The sequence below is a fragment of the Bifidobacterium sp. UTCIF-38 genome, assembly GCF_006454495.1.
Classification (GTDB): domain Bacteria; phylum Actinomycetota; class Actinomycetes; order Actinomycetales; family Bifidobacteriaceae; genus Bifidobacterium; species Bifidobacterium callitrichos.
On sequence record NZ_JFAL01000024.1, the window covers coordinates 91,181 to 110,459 of the forward strand.

The following is a 19,279-nucleotide window of genomic DNA, read 5'->3' on the forward strand; positions in this document are numbered from 1 at the left end:
GCAGTGAGGTACGCGACTATCCTTGAAGACAGGATTACAGGCTTACGCGTGGCTTGGATCCGATGTCGGTGACGCCCCCGCTGATCCGTTGGGTTCCGCTGTAAGAGTTGGAGCTGATGACGGTGACTGTGGGGGCGTACTGGTTTTCAGGTAGTCGATGCCGTATTTGAGGAAATCGTAGATCCTGATGTCCTTGCGTAACACGTAGTCAAGCTGTTTGCCGGCCTTGAGCATGCCTTTTGCGGTGGTTTTCAGCAGCATCTCGAGTTGGTCGACGTCGATTTCCGATTGATGAAGCAGAATGAGATGTTTGTAGGCATCATCGGGGAAAGCCTTGATAAGGCCATCGATGCTGGCGTCTGACAGTTTTGTGCGGCTATGCTCCCGTATCTTTCGGTCCGTGTTATTGAGATACGACTCCATTGAGGTCTTTGTCGCGATCTCCTGTTGGGTTCGTGGTCCCAACGGATCGTCGTAGCGGCGCAAGTAGTAGTACATGGGGACGCCGCCTTGTTTGAGCATCGCGTCCATGTATTCTCCTACGACAAGTTCGGGAGAGAACTGTTTGGTGCCGAACAGCACATCTTCATACAGATCGGACAAGGTCACCTTGCGACCGTAGTCCATCACGCCCACGCCTACGATGACGTTCTTGTCGGGCGGTAGTTCGTCCATATGCGAGAGTTCCACGGCAACCACGCTTTCGGCGTCTTCCCCGGAATATGATGCCCTGTACAGTTGTCTGAGAATCTGGTTCAGCACCTTCGGCGCATACCGTTGATTGGTCTTCGCGATTGCTTCGTAGATCGGCGTGAAATCCTGCGTGCGGATGCCGGTCATCTCCACCACTTGGCTGTCGTTTACTTCGTAGCGGTTGGATGTGATCGTGTGATCGGCCGAATACTCCACGAAGATGAAGCGTTTGGCGATCTCTCTGGCGCGGCGTTCCCCCGCGCAGGACGCGATCGACGAGATGATGTCGCGGATGTCCTGATCGTTCATCGAATAGCCGAGGAAGATGATCGGATATTCGCCGAAGATGGTGAGGATCTTCGATGTCAGGTAATCGCGGTGTTCGCCGAGTCGCTGGTAATCCCGTTCGTCGATGACCATCGATTCGGGGTCGTCAGCCGAACCGTGGATCTTGTATATCTCGCCGATGCCCATGAGTGGTGAGAACAGCAGATCGTCCTGCTTCACGTACACGTCGTACTTGGGGAAGACCGATTCCATGAGGGAGTCGTAGTTGGTGGTGATGACGCCGGCCACATGGCGTGTCGCTCTGCGCAGGATCTCCAGTTCTTCGGACAGCTGCGTCGGTTGGAAGGTCTTCAGATGGTCGGCGATGTACACCTTCATCGGTTCGATGCCGGACTCGAACTCCTCCTGATGCGCTTCGACCCATGCCGCATATTCCGGACGATTGACCGCATCGAGGAAATCCCTTTCCATCAACGTCGCGATGCGTGGATAGACCGTGTTCTTCCTGTCGTCGCCCTCGGCGGAGGCGGCGAGTTTGTACTGATAGTACGGTTTCATCGGGGCGCCTGCGCTTTCACACACCCATTTGAGCAGCCCGTCCCAATCCTCGGAACCCATATATCGGCGGGAGATGCCGGAACCCACGAACAGGAAGGGGACGCGATTGGCTTCGGTGAGCAGGCGGAGCACCGTGTCGCGCACCTGCGTATTGAAATCCTCGGTCATCGTCATCCCCTTTTTCGATCCCCTGCTGCGCATATCCCATGCTACCTCGGCGCTCGGAGGCGAGTGGGGGCGAAGTTGATTGTGCCGCGGCAGCAGATTACAGCAGCGTGAGCTGGCGGTGGATGACCGCGTCGTTGCCCTTGGCGGTGACGTCGGTCCAGTCGACCGAGCCGAAGCCGCGGCCGGCGTGGCGATCCGTGTAGCGGTGCATCCATTCGAGGCACTGCTGGGTCTGGATCGCATCGCTCAACGCGCGGTGCTCCTCGTTGTCCGCGATGTCGAATCGCTGGATCAGATCGAGCAGACGGTGGTGACGCTGCGAGGGAAACAGCGTGCGGCTGATCTGCATCGTGTCGTAGTCGACGCAGGAGAACGGGCCGCCGAGCACCTTGCGCGCGTTCCAATCGAGGAAGCGGATGTCGAAGCTCACGTTGTGGCCGACGATCGGCTCGAACGGGACGGCGGCGATGGCGGCGGAATCGTCGGCGTCGGTGCCGGTGCCGGAATCAGGCTCGTAGGAGGCGTCCGGGTCGCTCGAGACGCCGGCCGACAGCCATGAGACGAACCGCGGCAGCACCTCGTCGATCGTCGGCAGGCCGGCGACCATCTCGTCGGTGATGCCGGTGAGCTTGACCACCTGCGCGGGAATCGGGCGCAGCGGATTCACCAGCTGCTGGAACCGGTCCACGATACGCCGGTCGCGCACGCGCACCGCACCGATCTCCGTGATCGAGCAGCTGTTCGGGTAGAAGCCGGTGGTCTCCAGATCGAGCGTCACATAGTCCGTGGGGAAGCCGGGCATGGGGGATCCGGCGGCGGGGGAGACGCGCGGATCCGCACCGTTGCCGGTCGGAAGATCGTCGGAATCGTCGGAAGCGTCGGTACGGCCAAACGTGGTGATGCCGGAAACGGTCACTGGGGTGCTCCTTCGGTTGCGTGTGTGGTGGGGCGTCCTGCGTGTGTCGTGCAACGTGTGCGCTGCTGCGGGCCTCGGTCGCGGGCCTCGAAATGCTCAATCCATAGTAGATGCACGCGTGGAGGCCGGGCGCGGGCGTCGGTCTATATTGGTGGGATACGCATGCGGGGCCGACGCATGGCGACGATCGAACAACAAGGAGACAACGAGGCGATGACACGGATCGTAGCGGGAATCGTGGCACATGTGGACGCGGGCAAGACCACGCTGTCGGAGGCGCTGCTGTACCGCACCGGAGAGATCCGCAGGCTCGGCCGCGTGGACCACGGCGACGCGTTCCTCGACACCAATGCGCTCGAGAAGGCGCGCGGCATCACGATCTTCGCGCATCAGGCGCTTGTCGAGCACGGCGATCTCAAGCTCACCCTGCTCGACACGCCCGGTCACGTCGACTTCGCCGCCGAAACCGAACGCGTGCTACGCGTCCTCGACTACGCGATTCTCGTCGTCTCCGGCATCGACGGCGTGCAGGGCTACACCGAGACGCTGTGGCGACTGCTCGGACGGTACGACGTGCCGGTGTTCCTGTTCGTCAACAAGTCCGACGCGCCCGGATTCGATCGCGATGCGATCCTCGCGCAGCTGCACGCGAGGCTGAGCGACGCGATCCATCCGCTGCCGGCGGTCGATGCGGATCCATCAGTCGACGCAAGCACGACGGTGCCGTTCGGCGACGAGATCGAGGACATCGCCGCATTGGACGAGCAGGCGATGGACGAGTACTTCGACGCCGGCGCGATCACGCTCGAGCGCGTGCGTGCGATGATCGCCGCGCGCGAACTGTTCCCCGTGTTCTTCGGATCCGCGTTGAAGCTCGACGGCGTCGAGGAGTTCCTCGACGGGTTCGCCGCCTACGCGCGCGAGCCGCAATGGCCCGCCGACTTCGGCGCGCGCGTGTTCAAGATCTCGCACGACGACAAGCACAACCGTCTCACCTGGCTTCGCGTGACCGGCGGCACGCTCAGGGCGAAGTCGCTGGTCGACACCGGTGCGGGGTCGCCCGGCGTGGATGGGGATGCGTCGCAGGAATCGGGATCATCGGGATCATCGGGATCGATCGAGAAGATCGATCAGGTGCGCGTCTACAACGGCGCCCGATTCGACATCGCCGCCGAACTGCCGTCCGGATCGGTGTGCGCGGTCACCGGGCTGGAGCGCACGTTCCCCGGCGAGGGATTGGGCATCGAACCGGATGCCGAATCACCCGAGATGCAGCCGGTGCTCACCTACACCGTGCTGCCTGCCACAGCCGGCTCCGGGGTCGACGGCGAATCCACGGGCGGTGCGGCGGATGAGTCCGTTCCCGCGGATCGCCCGCGCTTCGACGACCTCACCCTGCATCGGGTGCTCACCGCGCTGCGCGAGCTTGAGGACGAGGACCCGCTGCTGCATGTCGTGTGGGTGGAGCGAGTGCAGGAGATCCACGTGCAGCTGATGGGCGCGGTCCAGCTGGAGATCATCCAGCAGACGCTGCACGAACGCTTCGGGCTGGACGTGTCGTTCGGCGCGGGGTCGATCCTGTATCGAGAGACCATCACGAAGCCGATCGAAGGCGTGGGGCATTTCGAACCGCTGCGCCACTATGCCGAGGCGCACATCCTGCTGGAGCCGGGCGAGCCAGGCAGCGGTGTGCACGTCGCCTCCGCGCTCTCCGTGAACGAGCTCGACCGCAACTGGCAACGCCTGATTCTCACGCATCTGACCGAACGCGAGCATCTGGGCGTGCTGACCGGCTCGCCGCTGACCGACGTGAAGATGACGCTGGTGGCGGCGCGCGCGCATCTGAAGCACACCGAAGGCGGCGATTTCCGTCAGGCCACGTATCGTGCGATCCGTCAGGGGCTGATGGAGGCGCGATCCGGCATCGTCGGTCACGCGGTCGTCGGAACGGACACGGTACGGCCCGAGTACGAGATCGACGAGGATGAGGAGACGGGGGAATCGAACGATGCGTCGGGAGCATCGAAGGCCACGTCGTCGAACGGGAGTGCAACGGACGTAGACGCGCGTGCCGAGGCGGTCGCGCGGATGGCGAAGGCCGTGGCCGCGGACCCGGGCAACTGCGTCGTGCTGGAACCGTGGTATCGCTTCCGACTCGAAGTACCTCAGGACATGCTCGGACGTGCGATGGCCGACATCCAGCGCATGTCCGGCACGTTCGATCCGGCCGTATCGGACGGCGAGTACGCGATGATCGAGGGGCTCGCTCCCGTCTCCGAGATGCGTGACTACGCGATGGACGTCAACGCGTACACGCACGGTCGCGGACGCTTCTCCGCCACGTTCGGCGGATACCGGCCGTGCCATGATCAGGCGCGGGTCATCGAACAGGCCTCGTACGACCCGGAATCGGACTTGGACAACATGCCGGACTCGGTGTTCTGCGCGCACGGCGCCGGCTATCCGGTCAAGTGGTACAAGGTGCCCGAATTCATGCACCTCGACTACGTGACGGCGTGATCGAGGCTCGCAGGATCGCGCCGTCACGCCACGTCGTCATGCCGTCACACCGTCATGCCGTCACGGGATCTGCGGGCGGATCAGGTCGTTCGACTCGAGGAAACGCTGCACGTCGCGCAGCTCGTCCATGTTGATCGAATGGGCCATGCCCGGGTAGATGTGCTCGCTCAACGTGCCGTGCGCACGCCAGAACGCGCTCATCGCCGCCACATCGGCGGCGGGGAAGATGTCGTCGATCGAACCGTGGCCGTAGAAGACCGGCGGCTGTGCGGCTTCGAGTGCCTTGTCGCCGTCCATCACACCCGGGGCGAGCCATCCGGAGAAGCTCACGGCCGCCGTATAGCGGGCGGGGTCGAAGCGCAGCATGTGCGCCGCGAGCAGGCCGCCCTGCGAGAAGCCCAGCGTGACCACCCTGCGATCGGCGGGGATGTTGGCCTTCACCCACTCATCGATCGCGGCGGCCGCATCGTACGCCTGACGGGTCAGTGACTCGCCCTCCGGTACGCCCTCGTGCGCCCAGTCGCCGAACCACGTGTAGCCCATGCCGTACGCGATCGGAGCCTGAAGACTGGCGAAATCGGCCGAACCCGCACCGCAGTATCGCAGCAGGTCGGGCAGATCGTACTCGTTGGAACCCCAGCCGTGCAGCAGCACGAACACCGGATCAGGGGAGTGGGAGGAATCGGAACCGTTCAGACGCGTCAAAGCCTTGGTGATCTTCATGATTCCCAAGTGTAGGCGTCGAATGTCGCCGACCCATAACATTCCATAACCAACACATATAGCAACGCCCTGTTCCTGCGCGTCGATCTGCGTTATCGTCATAACCAACCGCACGGGAACACCCCGAACAGGCGGTACAACCACAACAAAACCACGCAACAGCAAACCGCGCGACACACACGATAGGGGGTGCGCAATGACCAGGTTCAACACTCAGCTCGTACACGGCCTTCCGATCGGCGACAACGCCACCGGCGCCGTGAACCCGCCGATCTACAACTCGACCACATATGCTTTCGACGAGGTCGGCGCCATGCCCCGCTACGACTACGCGCGCAGCGGCAACCCGACCCGCGAGTTCCTCGAGCGCCAGATCGCACAGCTCGAGCACGGCACGCGAGGCTTCGCGTTCGCATCGGGCCTCGCCGCGATCCACGCTACCCTGAGCATCTTCGAGCCGGGCGACCGCATCGTCGTCGGCAAGAACATCTACGGCGGCACCTACTCGCTGTTCCACGACTACTTCTCCCGCTGGGGGCTGACGATCGAATCGGTCGACACCCATGATTTCCAGGCGCTCGAAACCGCGATCGCCGGGGATCGCGAGCACGGCGTCTCGCCGGCCAAAGCCGTCTACTTCGAAGTCCTGACCAACCCGCTGCTCGACGTCAACGACGTGCGCGGCATCGCCAACATCGCCCGCCGTCACGGGGCGCTGACCATCGTGGACAACACGTTCGTCACCCCGTACCTGCAGCGTCCGCTCGACCTTGGCGCCGACATCGTCATCCACTCCGCAACCAAGTACCTCGCCGGACACTCCGACGTGAACGCCGGACTCGTGGTGACGCTGAGCGAGGAGATCGGCAACAGGATCTACTTCGCGCAGAACCGTTTCGGAGGCGTGCTCGCCCCGCTCGAATGTGACGCGGTGCGCCGCGGCATCCAGACGCTCGCGCTGCGCATGGACCGTCAGCAGGCCAACGCCAAGTCGATCGCGCAGTACCTGCTCGCCCATCCGCTGGTCAAGACCGTGCACTATCCCGGGCTGCCCGGACATGAGGATGAGCTGCGCGAGAAGGGCCTCAAGGGCGCCGGCGGCGTGCTGAGCTTCGAGGTCGTGCCCGGCGTCGACCCGGCCGACGTGCTCGACAACCTGCATGTGTTCCGGCTGGCCGTCTCGCTCGGCGCGGTCGAATCGCTCGTCGAACTGCCGTGTAAGATGACGCATTTCGAACTGCCGCGCGAGGAGCGCCTCAAGGTTGGCATCACCGACGAACTGGTGCGTCTCGCCGTCGGCATCGAGGACGCGACCGACCTCATCGAGGACTTGGGTCAGGCGTTCGACATCGCGTATACGAAGTACATCGAACGTCACTCCGACGTCGACCTCTTCGCGCAGCTCACCTCGGGCGTCTTCGCCTGATCGCGGGTCGCATAGGACTTCGTCGTCGGCGGGTTGGGGGATCCGCCGGCGACGACAAGGGGAGAAGAACCATCCATCACCATGACAGAAAGGGGATTGTCATGATCAGTGCCAAGGTACGTGTCATGACGGGCACGGCCGCCGGAGCCTTCCGAATGATCTGGCCTGTGGCCGGTCCATGTTCCGGTCATAGGCGTTAAACTCACAGATTCCTGTCGTTAAGGCATCGGCAGGAATGGAAGGCCGCTGTCGGCGCGATCATTTCCGCACAGGCCTCACAGTCCTGTAGAACCTGTAAAACCTGTAAAACCGACGGACAGGATTCCCGTCCCGTGATCCTGTCGGGCTCCAACCCATCCCGATGTCCGTATTCGAACCGATGCGTGCGTGCGTTGCCGTGGCGCATGCACGCATCGATTCGACCATAGTTGACTGTAGTTGACTGTAGTTGACCGTACAGGTCGACTACTATGTCCAGTCTCGTTTAAGAATTCGTACTATTCCTAGCATTCCAACAGTTTTCCACATCCGCTATAGGCCTTCGTCACTTGCGTACGACGGAGGCCTATAGTCTTCTCTTATAGCGTCATCGGACGAATCGTGATATCCCCTCGCCGGTTCGCGCACGAGGGTTTGCTATGGTTCCGTCACAGTACGTACAGTGAATTCCACCATTCGCCGTGAATCGTGAATGCCGTCCGGTGTCGTCCGGTGTCGTCCGGTGCGCCGCATTTTGGTGTATCGCATTCGATTCGGCGATGAGAAAAGAGGGAACCGATGTCGAAGTTCGCCACGCAGGCCATCCACGCGGGCTATGATCCGGAAGACCATGATCATGCCGCCGTCCCTCCCGTATACGCTTCGGCCGCGTTCGATCTGGGCGATGCGGCGCGTGGCGATGCGCTCGCCGCCGGTGACATCGACGGTTTCGAATACTCGCGCGTGGCCAATCCCACCGTCGACGCATTGGAGCGTCGACTGGCGGCCTTGGAGGGAGGCATCGGAGCCGTTGCCGTGGGATCCGGCATGGCGGCGGTCACCTATGCGCTGATGTGCGTTGGCGAGGGCGGCGGCCGCATCATCGCCCCGTATGATCTCTACGGTGCCAGTGTGGATGCGCTCGGCGACTTCCTGCCCCAGTTCGGCATCCACGCGGATTTCGTCAACGACATCAACGACCTCGACGAGGTCGCCTCGAAGATCGGCCCGGATACGCGCGCGATCTTCGCCGAGACCGTGGCCAACCCCTCCACCGAGGTGCTGGACATCGAGCCGCTGGCCGATCTCGCACATGAGCACGGCATCGCCGTGATCGTGGACAACACGGTCCCCACCCCGTATCTGCTGCGCCCCATCGAACACGGTGCCGACGTGGTCGTCCACTCCACCACGAAGGGCATCACCGGACATGGCAACGCCATCGGCGGTGCCGTGATCTCCGGCGGATCGTTCGACTGGGCCAATGGCAGATTCCCGCAGTTCACCGCACGTCAGCAGGTCATCAGCGACGATCGTGCCGGCGAATGGCACAGCTTCGCCGAGAAGTTCGGCAAGGCGGCGTTCATCAAACGCATCCGCATCAAGTACCTGCGTACGTTCGGCGCGGTGCAGAGCCCGTTCAATGCCTACCTGTCGCTGGTGGGACTGGAGACCCTGCCGCAGCGCGTCTCGCAGCAGGTCGCGTCCGCCACTCGCATCGCCGAGCATCTGACGCGCACGCCCCACGTGGTGAAGGTCAACTACTCCGGACTTGGCAACACCCCGCAGTTCGAGCTGGTCCGCAAGTACTTCCCCAACGGCGTCGGCCAGATCCTGTCGTTCCTCGTGGATGGCAGCGCCGACAACGTCCGTCGCATCATCGACGGCGCGAAGCTGTTCTCCTACGTGCCGAACATCGGTGACGCACGATCGCTCATCGTCGATCCGGCGCACATCACCCACCGAGAGGTGCCGATGGAGGCGCGTATCGCCGCCGGTGTCACCGACAACCTCATCCGCCTATCCATTGGCCTCGAGGACCCCGACGACCTGATTGCCGACCTCGACCAGGCCATCGCCGGCGCATACTGACGTCCGAGTGGCTCTGTGGTTCCGTAGGTTGTTAGATCCTTCGGTTTCTGAGGCTCCCTTGGTCCCCTGACTCTATGGGCTTCTTCGGTTCCCTAGTTCCTTTGGTTTTCTTGGTTTCTTTGGTTTCTTTGGTTCTTTGGTTCCTTGGCTCCTTAGTCCTATTGGCTTCTCGGTGCTTTGGTTCTTTCGGTTCCTTGGTTCCTTATCATTATTGGCTTCTCGGTTTTGGTTCCTTTGGTTCCTTGGGGTTCCGTGGTTCCTTGGGGTCCAAGTCTCCTTGGCTTCTTGGTTCCTTGGGTCTCCAAGTTCTTGATTTCTCGGTTCCTTTGGCACCTGTTCCTTCCTCAGCGTCACTTATTCCCGAGATTCCTCCAGTGCGCGGGAATAGGTGACGTTGACCTTAAGTCAGCGTCACTTATTCCCGCTGGGTGAGCTAATTTCGGTAATAAGTGACGCTGAGGTCGAAGGAACAGAGGGAATGGGGGAGGACCGGGGGATCGACGTTGGCTGACCGGGGGATCGGCGTTGACCGGGGGATCGGCGTTGATGAAGTCACCTTAGTTTCGGTACTCCGGCGGTCACCAGCTTGCTCTCAAGTCGTTGCGGTGCCATCACGTCCTCATAGAAGACGTGAACAACGGATGCGACTCCTTGTGATTTCAGGGACCGTTCCCGCTCGCGTTCATAGGCGAGTTTCGATTGGAGATTGGCTCGATTCGGGTTACTGTCATCGCGATATTTCGCCATGCCGTCGTATTCGGCGACGATGATCCTTCCATCGGCTAGCTTCCAGCAGAAATCAACGCGATACGGCATGGAGAAGTTATCGGGATTCTCGAATTCGACCTGCAGCAGCGGTTCCGCGAAACCCTGTTCGATGATTCGTCCCCGCATCAGTGATTCTCCGCCGTTCTCGCTCAGGGGATTTGCCCATCGCAACAGTTCGGATACGGCCTTCTCATTACAGACGGTCTGAATCATCAAAGTCCGTATGTCTGTGACGGTGACCAATTTCATACGCAATGCGGAATCGTAGATGGACAGCGCGTTGGCAAACGGATATTCGGCGCAATCGATCAGCGTTCTGGCGGGTGACGTCAAGAGGAAACGATTGGAATGTATCCAGGCGGGGATCCGTTTCATGTAGATGCGATGAAGTCTGTCGTGATCGCCGCTCTTGACACCACTGGTGCTGGCGACATGGGTCGTGCCGTCGTGCAATGAATACGAATGCTGAAACCCGTACAGGCATGCGGCGCTCAATCCGGCGAACACCCATCGGGGATGAAGGATAGACAGCGATCGGATCACATGCAGCGATTGCTCCTCGGCATTGAGGGAGTTCCAGTATCCGGTTTCGGCATATAGATTTCGGTATGGCGAGATCAATTCTCCGACGACCAACCGTCGTCGGCATGCTCGGCGAATGGCCGGGTCGCTTCCGATGACGCAGCGGTGTTCCTGCTGCGCCGTTCGCATCATCGCGATGAGTCTTTTGTGCTTCTTCATGGAGGTGACATTACGAATGCGCCGACCATGATTGCAAGCGGATCGGGGAATGTGGACGAAACCTCGATTCCGTGAGGGATTGTGGGTAACTAGGACGGTGGGGCTCCGGCGATTGGCGCTGCTCAGGTTGTGCCTTCCCCATTCGGCAGCGACCGGGACCAGTTACGCACTTACCGACCGACTGCAACACTTACCGACCGGCTCCTTACCGACCGGCTCCTTACCGACTGGCTTTTTACTGACCGTCTTCTTACCGATCAGCTACCTACTGACCGTCTTTTTACTGACCGTCTTCTTACCGACCGGTTTCTTACCGACTGCAACACTTACCGACCGGCTCCCTACCGACTACAACACTTACTGATCGGCTACGTACTGACTGGCTCCCTGCCGATCGGCTACTTACTGACTGGTTTCTTACCGACTGCACTTATCGACTGGTTCCCTACCGACCGTCTTCTTGCCGATCAGCCGCCTACCGATACGGATCTCTCCATCGCAGTTTCTGAGCGTCACTTATTCCCGAAATCATCCTATCCTGCGGGAATAAGTGACGCTGACTGAAGACCAGCGTCACTTATTCCCGGGCACTGGAGAAATCTCGGGAAAATGTGACGCTGGTGGTGCTGATACTGGGTTGGTGGTTGGTGGTTAGTGGTTGGTGGTTAGTGGTTGGTGATTGGTGGTTGGTGATTGGTGGTTGGTGATTGGTGGTTGGTGATTGGTGGGTGGTGCTGGTGACGCTGGTGGTGTTGATACTGGGTTGGTGATTGGTGGTGCTGGGGACCGCGCTGGGCGCTGGCTAGGTGGTGTGCGGAGGTTGGTGGTGTGCGGAGGTTGGTGGGGTACTGAGGTTGGTGGGGTACTGAGGTTGGTTGTACTGGTGCGGGGATTGGTACTGAGGTTGGTTGTACTGGTGCGGGGATTGGTACTGAGGATGGCAGTGGGTGGTGAGGTCAGTACTGGGGTGGAGAGGTCGGTACTGGGGTGGAGAGGTCGGTACTGGGGTGGAGAGGTCGGTACCCGGTACTGAGGTCGGTACTGGGGTGGTGAGGGTATCAGGTTGCTGAGCCTCGGTTTACCTTACCGCCGCACATTGGTCAACGCCTCGCCGGCGGCGTAGCGTCGCACGTTCTCCAGCGCGATCGCGACAATGCGGCGTTCGGTGGCCTCCAGATGGTTGCCGCCGGCCACATGCGGGGTGATGAGGCAGTGCGGCTCGTCCCACAGCGGGCTGTCCTTCGGCAGCGGCTCGGGCTCGGTCACATCGAGTCCCGCGCCGTGCAGCTGGTCCTCGGACAGCGCCCGCGCCAGAGCGATCGGGTCGACGGCGGTGCCGCGGCCCGCGTTGAGCAGAATCGCGGTGGACTTCATCAGGGTCAGGCGACGTCCGTCGATCAGGTGGAACGTGTCCGGCGCGGCGGGCACGACAAGGGCGACCACGTCCGCAGTCGGCAGCAGCGCGTCGAGCTCGTCGAAACCATGCATCTCGTCGATGCCGTCCGCGAGCTTGGCGGGGTTGCGGCGTACGCCGACCGTGTGCGCACCCACGGCCTTGCACAGGCCGGCGAAATGCGAGCCGATGTCGCCGGTGCCGACGACCAGCACGGTCGCGCCCTCGGGCGACAACGCGCGTCCCAGATCATGCCAGCGATGCTCGCCCTGCTGGCGTGCGTACATCGGCAGGTTCCGCATGAGCGCCCACATCATCGCGAACAGATGCTCGGAGACGGTCTGGCCGTAGGCTCCGGAGGCATTGGTCACATGGGTCAACTCCGGCAGCATACCGGGCGCGACGTACCTGTCGACACCGGCGCTCCACGTCTGCAGCCATTCCAGATTCGGGTATTGCGCGCATTCGGCAGGGTCGATGTTGCCGATCACCGCGGTGGCGCGCTCCTTGAGTTCCGAAGGAACGTTCGCGTGCCATCCCATCGTGCCGCGTTCCATCGGATTGCCGACGAACTCCTGCGGCACGTCGCCGGCCGCGGAAACGAAAGCCTGCCGCTCCTCATCGGTGAGCGGCAGGCAGTTGACGATCAGTTTGTTCGTGTTGTTCGCGTTACGTTCGTTGCTTTCGGTCATGCTCCCAGTGTAGGTCGATCAGGAGCGTCGATTACGGGCTGTCTTGCGATGCGCGAATCGTTATATCCCGTTCGTCCCGTTTAACCGCAGCAGGTGACCCGTCTCGGTGAGTCGTCTGTCTCCCCGGTCACCGCGCGTGAAGACCGGTCGCCGACGTTGCTGAACCCGGAACATCGCTTCCGGACTGTGTCTCGGCGGCAGTGAGCATGGCCTTGGTGACCTGCTCGTAGAGATCCTGGTAGCCGCCGGGCGTGGAGGCCGGCAGCACCACGGTCTTCGCGTTCTTCGACTCGGACAGCGAGCGCATCACGTCGAGGTACTGGTTGAACAGCACGACGTTGTTGACGTCGTTGATGTTCATGCCCACGGCCTGCAGGCTCTTGATCTGGTCGACGATACCGTTGGCGATCTCGCGGCGGTAGTTGGCCTGGCCCTCACCCTGCAGTCTGGTCTTCTCCGCCTCGGCGGCGGCCTGCGTCTCGATCTGGATGCGCTGTGCCTCGGCGCGCTGGCGCGTGGCCTCCTTCTCGCGCTGGGCCGCGTTGATCGAGTCCATCGCGTTCTTGACCTGCGGCGACGGGTCGATCGCGGTGATCAGGGTCTTGACGACGGTGAAGCCGAAGCGGCTCATCTCGTTGCCGACGGTTTTCTGCACGTCGAAGGCGACGTCGTCCTTGCGGGCGAACGCGTCGTCGAGCGTCAGTGCCGGGATGGCGGAACGCAGCGCGTCCTCCATGTAGCTTCTGAGCTGTCCGGCGGGATCGCGCAGCTCGTAGTATGCGGTGGCCACGTTCTCCGGGTTGACTCGGAACTGCGTGGACGCCACGACGGTGACGAACACGTTGTCGAGCGTCTTGGTCTCCAGCTGCACGTTGAGCTGGTTGACGCGCATGTTCGTCTTCATCGCGATGCGATCGACGATCGGGATGCGCATGTGGATGCCGGCGAACTGCACCGACTGGAACTTGCCGAATCGTTCGATGATGAACGCCTGCTGCTGCGGCACGATGAAGATCGCCGAGATCAGCAGTGCGAGGATGACCACGACAAGGACCAGAATCAGTGCCGTGGTCCCGAACATTTCACCGATGACCATTGTCTTTTCCCTTCCATCGCGTTGCGGCCGCCATCGGTCGCAACTGCTGGTTCCATCGTATCAGTTATCGGTGTTGGAGGGGGAATGCCGGGAATCCCCGTTTCGTTTCGCGAGGGACGGGGACGTGGGTCAGCTCTTGAGGAATTCGGGGATTGCGGCCGCCGCGGCGTAGCCCTTGCGGTACATCATCTCCAGCCCCTCGAAGCTCTTCTTGAGGGTGTTGAGACCGTAGAGGTCCTCGGGGGCGAGGATCAGCACGCGGCCCTCGGCCTCGTATCTCTTGGCCAGTTCCAGCTCGTCGTTGTAGGTCCTGTAGCGCATGCGCAGGCGCTCGGCAGCGGCCGGATACGTGTGTTCGAGAATGCGTGCCGGCGCCAGATCATGGCGTTGCTGACGCGTCTCGTCGCGCAGGCGCGACAGGATCAGCACCACGCGGTCGTAGCCGTCGTCCAGCGCCTTCTGCACGGGGATGGGATCGGCGATGCCGCCATCGAAATACGGCACCCCGTCCACCACGTACGGCTCGCACGCCACCGGCACCGCCGACGAGGCCTTGACCGCGTCGAAGTCGTCATAGCGGATACGCGACTTGTCGAAGTACTTGGTCGAACCATCCTCCGCGTTGCACGCGACGATCGTGAAACCGGTCGGATTCGCCTCGAACGCCTCGAAATCGACCGGATACTCGCCGTCATGGTTGCTCAGCGTGCCGTAGATGTAGTCGAGGTTGGCGAAGTTATGGTTCTTGAAGAAGCTCTCCGTGCTCGCGTACTCCTTGCGGAACGCGTACTTCGTGTAGAACGTGTGGTTGCGTCCGTGCTGGCGGGCGATGAACGAGGTCATGTTCGCGGCACCGGCCGAGACGCCGTAGCACATGTCGACGTCGATGCCCTCCTCGAGCATGTAGTCCATCACACCGCAGCCGAAGATCGCGCGGAATCCGCCGCCCACGTCGATCAGAGCAGTCCTGTTCGCCATCGTTCCCTCCATGATCCATGACCCGATTACGAGCGAGAGTACGCCATCTGCCGGGACATTGAAGGGGAATTGGACAGATGAGGCTCAGGCGTCGAGCAGCTCGCGCGACAGGGCCGCGATGCGCTCGGATGGATCGGAATTGGCGAGCTCGACCGAGCCTTGCGCGTCCTGAGGGGCGAGATCGCCCAACGATTCGAGCACGACGTCCAGATGGCGCACTGTGCCCTCGTTGCCGTCGATGATCGCGGCGCTGTCGGGCAGCAGCTCGCGGAAGTAGTCCCGGTAGAACACGAAATGCGTGCAGCCCAGCACCACCGAGTCGATGCGATGCAGGTCGTACTTGTCGAAATAGCGATGCAGCGTGTCCATCACCAGATCGTGATCGTGAAGACGACCCGATTCGACGATCTCCACGAGATCGGGGCACGGCTCCTTGAAGATCTCGTTGTCGGAGTCGAAACGATCCATGAGACGGGCGAATTTCCGCTCGCGCAGCGTCAGTGGCGTGGCGGCGACGATCACGCGCTGAGGCACGTGGTTTCCATCCGACTGGACTCCGCCGCGGTCGCAGGCCACCTTGAGCGCCGGCTCCATGCCGATGATCGGGATGTCGTAGGCCTCGCGCAGGTCGTTGACGGCGGCGGACGTGGCCGTATTGCAGGCGATGACGACGGCCTTGACGCCCTCGTGCACGAACCGGTCGACGATCGCGAAGCTCAGTCGGCGCACCTGTTCGGGGGTCTTCGTGCCGTACGGGGCGTTGGCGGAGTCGCCGAAATACAGCACCCGTTCGCGCGGCATATCCCGCACGATCTGCCGAACCGCGGAGATGCCGCCCAAACCCGAATCGAACACGCCTATCGGAGCCGTCGAAGACATGTCTGTTCCCTCCCTGACATCGTTCATCACAATGTTCATCCGTACCCACGTACCTGGTTCCCAGACTACTCACCGTAGATGTCGAATCCAAACGCCCCGCTCCTGCGGCGCGCATGGCGAGTATGCTGTGGCCCATGAGCATTCCGCAGCATGTCACCAAGGCACACGCCACCGGCAACGATTTCGTCGTCTACCTCGATTCGGACGGCACCTTCGAACCCACCGAGGACGAGGTGCGTTTCCTCGCCGACCGTCATTTCGGCATCGGCGGCGACGGGTTGATCCGTCTCGCCCATCCGCGCGACGTGTCCGATCTGAGCGCCGAGCAGGTGGCCGACTGCGAGTCGCAGGGTGCCGAATGGTTCATGGACTACCGCAACGCGGATGGTTCGCTCGCCGAGATGTGCGGCAACGGCACGCGCGCCATTACGCTGTTCGCGCAACGGCACGGCCTCTTCGACGGCGATACGTTCCGTCTCGGCACGCGTGCCGGCGTCAAGACGCTGACCTCGCTGGGCGACGTCCCTGGGCTCGGACGTGACGTGTTCCGCGTCGAGATGGGAGCATGGAAGCGCGGCGAGCTCGACGGCTACGAGGTCACGATCCCCGGAACGGATGGTTCGGCTCGCGGCACGTTCGTCGACATGGGCAACCCGCATGTGGTCGCCGTCGTCGAGGATGCGTTCTCCAGCCTGCCCAACGTCGAATCGCTGGATCTGGTGACCAAGCCGGTCGTCGCCCCCGCCATCGAATCGGACCAGAACGTGGAGTTCGTGCGTGTCGACGAGATCGGCGAGGCCACCGGCGTCGGCGAGGCCACGATGCGCGTCAACGAGCGCGGTTGCGGCGAGACCCTGTCATGCGGCACCGGATTGTGCGCCACCGCGGTCACGCTGCGGGCGAAGACCGATGTCGACCATTGGATGATCACCGTGCGCGGCGGCACGCTGCGCGTCGATGTGACCGATACGGACGTGACGCTCACCGGTTCGGCTACACTGGTCGGCGACATCACGCTGTTGGGAGCGTGAGAACGTGAGAAAAGGGGAACGTCGATGACTGGCAGCGCACGAAACGGTTCATCTTCTTCTTCATCGAAGGCATCGTCGGAATCATCGACGGTTGACGAAGCGGCATTGGACGAAGCGGCATTGGACGAGACCTTCGATGCCGCGGACCGCAGGCCCACGGGATTCCGTCACGGGGCCACATGGACGTATCTGATCATGCTCATCGCCTCGGCGGTGGCGCTGATCGTCTCGTTCGTGCTGTCCGCGGAGACGCTGGAACTGGCGAGGCACCCGGGCCAGCAGCTGTCGTGCGACGTCAACTCCGTGCTGTCCTGCTCGGCCGTCGCCCAATCCTGGCAGGCGGAGATCGTCAAGTTCGCCGGATTGAGCTATCCGAACGCGTTCTTCGGCATCGCCGCGGAGTCGGTGTTCGTCACGATCGCCGTGATCGGACTGGCCCGTGTGAAGGTGCCGAAGTGGTTCGCGGCATGCACCTGGTTCGGCGGACTCGCGGCGCTGCTGTACTCGTACTGGCTGACCACGCAGTCGCTGTTCGTGATCCGCGCGCTGTGCCCGTGGTGCCTGGCGCTCATGTTCTCGACCACGATCCAGTTCATGGCCCTCTCCCACGCGACCGCTACGGTCCAGCGCCTGCCCGGCGGCGCCTCCGATAGGCCGCGCGCGTTCGACACCTACTACCGTCTCAACTACGATCTCATGGTCGACGTGGTGTGGGTGGTCGCGATCGTGGCGATCATCCTCGTCAAGGATGGCGCGGCGTTCCTCTCCTAAGGGGAGTCTAGAGGTCTAGGTCCTAGAGGTCCAGACCTAGAGGTCCGGGGGAAAGCTTCCTGGGAATCCGCATCGGAACCGGTTCGTGCGGCGAGCGGTTACGATAGAGGTATGACGCATTACGAGACGCCGGCCGAACCGCCGCAGGCCGGCTGGGACCTGCACTGCCACACGGTGTTCTCCGACGGCACCGAAACGCCCGAGGGACTGGTGGCCGAGGCGCGGCGACTGGGGCTGCACGGCGTGGCCATCACCGATCATGACACCGCCGCTGGATGGGAGCTGGCCGAACGGGCCGCACGTGAGGCCGGACTGCCGATGCTGCGTGGCACGGAGATCACCGCCGAGGACGAGAACGTGTCCGTGCACATGCTCGGGCTGCAGTATGATCCGCGCAACGTGCATATCTCGCAGCTGTTCGCCTCCACGCGTGAGGCGCGACTGGTGCGCACCAAGCGCATGGTGGAGCGTCTCGCCGAGGATTTCCCGATCTCATGGGAGTCGGTGCAGGCGCAGGTCAAGGAGGGCGGCAGGACCACCATCGGACGTCCGCACATCGCCGACGCGCTCGTCGCGGCCGGGGTCTACGCCACGCGTTCCGAGGCGTTCGCCGGTGCCGTGAGCGCCAACTCCAAGTACTACATCCCCACGCCTTCGCCCACGACGCATGAGGTGGTGCGTGCGGTCGGCGAGGCCGGGGGAGTGACCATCATCGCGCATCCCGGCGATCTGAGCCGCAATCCGCGGCTGCTGTCCGACGAGCAGATCGAACGACTCGTCGACGAGGGACTGGACGGGTTGGAGGTCTGGCATCGCGGCAATCCCCCCGAACAGCGCGAGCGTCTGCTCGCCATCGCGCGGAGGCGGCATCTGCTTGTCACCGGCGGATCCGACTGGCATGGCGCGGGCAAACCCAACAGACTCGGCGAGAATCTGACCGACGATGCCACCGTGCATGAGATCGTGCGCCGCGGCGCGATCCCGTTGATACGGTGATATCCGGTGTGTGATATCCGGTGTGGTGATATCCGTATAGCAAAGCGGGGATGACTTCCTTACATGGAGTCATCCCCGCTTCGCGTTCTCCTGTCTGCCGTCCTTGTTTCGACTTGTTTCGACTGGGCGGTCGTATTCCGGCTGTGACTATTCGGCTGTGACTATTCGGCTGTGACTATTCGGCTGTGACTATTCGGCTGTGACTATTCGGCTGTGACTATGGCCGGGATGGCCGGGATGCGGCAGACACGGAAAATACGTCGCAATACGTCACATGGCGCCGAAACCGACGGCGTGCTTGGTCTCCGAACCGACGATAGCGTAGCCGAGCGCGTCAGCGGGGACGATGATGCGGCGTCCCTTGTCGTCGGTCAGCTCGATCGTCTTGCCGTCGGCCACCGCCTGCGCGATGGTGGCGTTGACCGAATCGGCCGATTCGTCGGTGCTGAAGGTGACGGCGCGCGCCACGTTGCGGATTCCGAACTCGATGTCCATGTGCTGCTCCTTTGTGCTGTGTTCCTGCTGTGTTCCTGATGTTATGCGTCAAGACGCGTTTGTGTCAGGTGACTGGT

Annotated in this window: 15 protein-coding genes; 6 read left to right on the forward strand and 9 right to left on the reverse strand. The window is 62.3% G+C overall.

The annotated features are described in order from the left end of the window. Window positions 1–42: 42 nt before the first annotated feature. Together BW11_RS08935 and BW11_RS08940 are read right to left on the reverse strand one after the other, a co-directional pair. Complete coding sequence (locus BW11_RS08935; RefSeq protein WP_181162576.1) at window positions 43–1,707, reverse strand: SIR2 family protein; 1,665 nt, start codon at window positions 1,705–1,707, stop codon at window positions 43–45. 97 nt (window positions 1,708–1,804) lie between these two features. Next, on the reverse strand, window positions 1,805–2,509 hold the full coding sequence (locus tag BW11_RS08940) for a PolC-type DNA polymerase III (RefSeq protein WP_140445560.1): 705 nt from the start codon (window positions 2,507–2,509) through the stop codon (window positions 1,805–1,807). A 327-nt stretch (window positions 2,510–2,836) separates the two neighbouring features. On the opposite strand from BW11_RS08940, the gene BW11_RS08945 reads away from it, so the two are divergent. Next, a complete protein-coding gene (locus tag BW11_RS08945; protein ID WP_140445502.1) occupies window positions 2,837–5,143 on the forward strand; it encodes a translation factor GTPase family protein in 2,307 nt (768 codons plus the stop codon). Window positions 5,144–5,203: 60 nt separating this feature from the next. Here the strand turns inward: BW11_RS08945 and BW11_RS08950 are convergent, their stop codons facing one another. Further along, a complete protein-coding gene (locus BW11_RS08950; protein ID WP_140445501.1) occupies window positions 5,204–5,866 on the reverse strand; it encodes an alpha/beta hydrolase in 663 nt (220 codons plus the stop codon). Window positions 5,867–6,062: 196 nt separating this feature from the next. Between BW11_RS08950 and BW11_RS08955 the strand changes: the two genes are divergently transcribed. Both BW11_RS08955 and BW11_RS08960 read left to right on the forward strand, forming a co-directional pair. Next, window positions 6,063–7,292, forward strand: a complete 1,230-nt coding sequence (locus BW11_RS08955) for a PLP-dependent aspartate aminotransferase family protein (protein ID WP_140445500.1) — start codon at window positions 6,063–6,065, stop codon at window positions 7,290–7,292. A 777-nt stretch (window positions 7,293–8,069) separates the two neighbouring features. Then, entirely contained in the window at window positions 8,070–9,362 is a 1,293-nt protein-coding gene (locus BW11_RS08960; protein WP_140445499.1) for an O-acetylhomoserine aminocarboxypropyltransferase/cysteine synthase family protein, read from the forward strand. Window positions 9,363–9,914: 552 nt separating this feature from the next. On the opposite strand, the gene BW11_RS08965 is transcribed toward BW11_RS08960, so the two are convergent. From BW11_RS08965 to murI, 5 genes are all read right to left on the reverse strand, one after another. Continuing rightward, the gene (locus BW11_RS08965; protein WP_140445498.1) at window positions 9,915–10,871 is read right to left on the reverse strand and encodes a hypothetical protein; all 957 of its coding nucleotides are present in this window, start codon (window positions 10,869–10,871) and stop codon (window positions 9,915–9,917) included. A gap of 1,083 nt (window positions 10,872–11,954) precedes the next feature. Next, entirely contained in the window at window positions 11,955–12,956 is a 1,002-nt protein-coding gene (locus BW11_RS08970; protein WP_140445497.1) for a D-2-hydroxyacid dehydrogenase, read from the reverse strand. A 127-nt stretch (window positions 12,957–13,083) separates the two neighbouring features. Further along, complete coding sequence (locus tag BW11_RS08975; protein WP_140445559.1) at window positions 13,084–14,037, reverse strand: SPFH domain-containing protein; 954 nt, start codon at window positions 14,035–14,037, stop codon at window positions 13,084–13,086. A gap of 144 nt (window positions 14,038–14,181) precedes the next feature. After that, window positions 14,182–15,030 carry a patatin family protein gene (locus BW11_RS08980; RefSeq protein WP_181162575.1) on the reverse strand — a complete coding sequence of 283 codons (849 nt, stop codon included), beginning with the start codon at window positions 15,028–15,030 and terminating at the stop codon, window positions 14,182–14,184. Window positions 15,031–15,114: 84 nt separating this feature from the next. Next, window positions 15,115–15,909 (reverse strand): glutamate racemase, encoded by a 795-nt coding sequence (gene murI, locus BW11_RS08985; RefSeq protein WP_140445496.1) that lies wholly within the window; start codon window positions 15,907–15,909, stop codon window positions 15,115–15,117. Window positions 15,910–16,043: 134 nt separating this feature from the next. Between murI and dapF the strand changes: the two genes are divergently transcribed. The 3 genes from dapF (at window position 16,044) to BW11_RS09000 (ending at window position 18,707) form a co-directional block, all read left to right on the forward strand. Further along, window positions 16,044–16,940: a diaminopimelate epimerase gene (gene dapF, locus BW11_RS08990; protein WP_140445495.1), complete on the forward strand. Its 897-nt coding sequence runs from the start codon at window positions 16,044–16,046 to the stop codon at window positions 16,938–16,940. A 24-nt stretch (window positions 16,941–16,964) separates the two neighbouring features. Then, window positions 16,965–17,711 carry a vitamin K epoxide reductase family protein gene (locus BW11_RS08995; protein WP_140445494.1) on the forward strand — a complete coding sequence of 249 codons (747 nt, stop codon included), beginning with the start codon at window positions 16,965–16,967 and terminating at the stop codon, window positions 17,709–17,711. Between the two features lie 111 nt (window positions 17,712–17,822). Next, window positions 17,823–18,707, forward strand: a complete 885-nt coding sequence (locus BW11_RS09000; RefSeq protein ID WP_140445493.1) for a PHP domain-containing protein — start codon at window positions 17,823–17,825, stop codon at window positions 18,705–18,707. A 270-nt stretch (window positions 18,708–18,977) separates the two neighbouring features. On the opposite strand, the gene BW11_RS09005 is transcribed toward BW11_RS09000, so the two are convergent. Then, window positions 18,978–19,202, reverse strand: coding sequence for a DUF3107 domain-containing protein (locus BW11_RS09005; protein WP_140445492.1), 225 nt, complete (start codon window positions 19,200–19,202; stop codon window positions 18,978–18,980). Between the last annotated feature and the right edge of the window lie 77 nt (window positions 19,203–19,279).

Bases quoted from the DNA above. Each gene is read 5' to 3' on its own strand.
- BW11_RS08975 (WP_140445559.1), bottom strand. From the start codon at position 14,037: ATGTTCGGGACCACGGCACTGATTCTGGTCCTTGTCGTGGTCATCCTC.
- murI (WP_140445496.1), bottom strand. From the start codon at position 15,909: ATGTCTTCGACGGCTCCGATAGGCGTGTTCGATTCGGGTTTGGGCGGC.
- BW11_RS08965 (WP_140445498.1), bottom strand. From the start codon at position 10,871: ATGAAGAAGCACAAAAGACTCATCGCGATGATGCGAACGGCGCAGCAG.
- BW11_RS08995 (WP_140445494.1), top strand. From the start codon at position 16,965: ATGACTGGCAGCGCACGAAACGGTTCATCTTCTTCTTCATCGAAGGCA.
- BW11_RS08980 (WP_181162575.1), bottom strand. From the start codon at position 15,030: ATGGCGAACAGGACTGCTCTGATCGACGTGGGCGGCGGATTCCGCGCG.
- BW11_RS08940 (WP_140445560.1), bottom strand. From the start codon at position 2,509: ATGCCCGGCTTCCCCACGGACTATGTGACGCTCGATCTGGAGACCACC.
- dapF (WP_140445495.1), top strand. From the start codon at position 16,044: ATGAGCATTCCGCAGCATGTCACCAAGGCACACGCCACCGGCAACGAT.
- BW11_RS08960 (WP_140445499.1), top strand. From the start codon at position 8,070: ATGTCGAAGTTCGCCACGCAGGCCATCCACGCGGGCTATGATCCGGAA.
- BW11_RS08935 (WP_181162576.1), bottom strand. From the start codon at position 1,707: ATGACCGAGGATTTCAATACGCAGGTGCGCGACACGGTGCTCCGCCTG.
- BW11_RS08955 (WP_140445500.1), top strand. From the start codon at position 6,063: ATGACCAGGTTCAACACTCAGCTCGTACACGGCCTTCCGATCGGCGAC.
- BW11_RS08950 (WP_140445501.1), bottom strand. From the start codon at position 5,866: ATGAAGATCACCAAGGCTTTGACGCGTCTGAACGGTTCCGATTCCTCC.
- BW11_RS09005 (WP_140445492.1), bottom strand. From the start codon at position 19,202: ATGGACATCGAGTTCGGAATCCGCAACGTGGCGCGCGCCGTCACCTTC.
- BW11_RS08970 (WP_140445497.1), bottom strand. From the start codon at position 12,956: ATGACCGAAAGCAACGAACGTAACGCGAACAACACGAACAAACTGATC.
- BW11_RS08945 (WP_140445502.1), top strand. From the start codon at position 2,837: ATGACACGGATCGTAGCGGGAATCGTGGCACATGTGGACGCGGGCAAG.
- BW11_RS09000 (WP_140445493.1), top strand. From the start codon at position 17,823: ATGACGCATTACGAGACGCCGGCCGAACCGCCGCAGGCCGGCTGGGAC.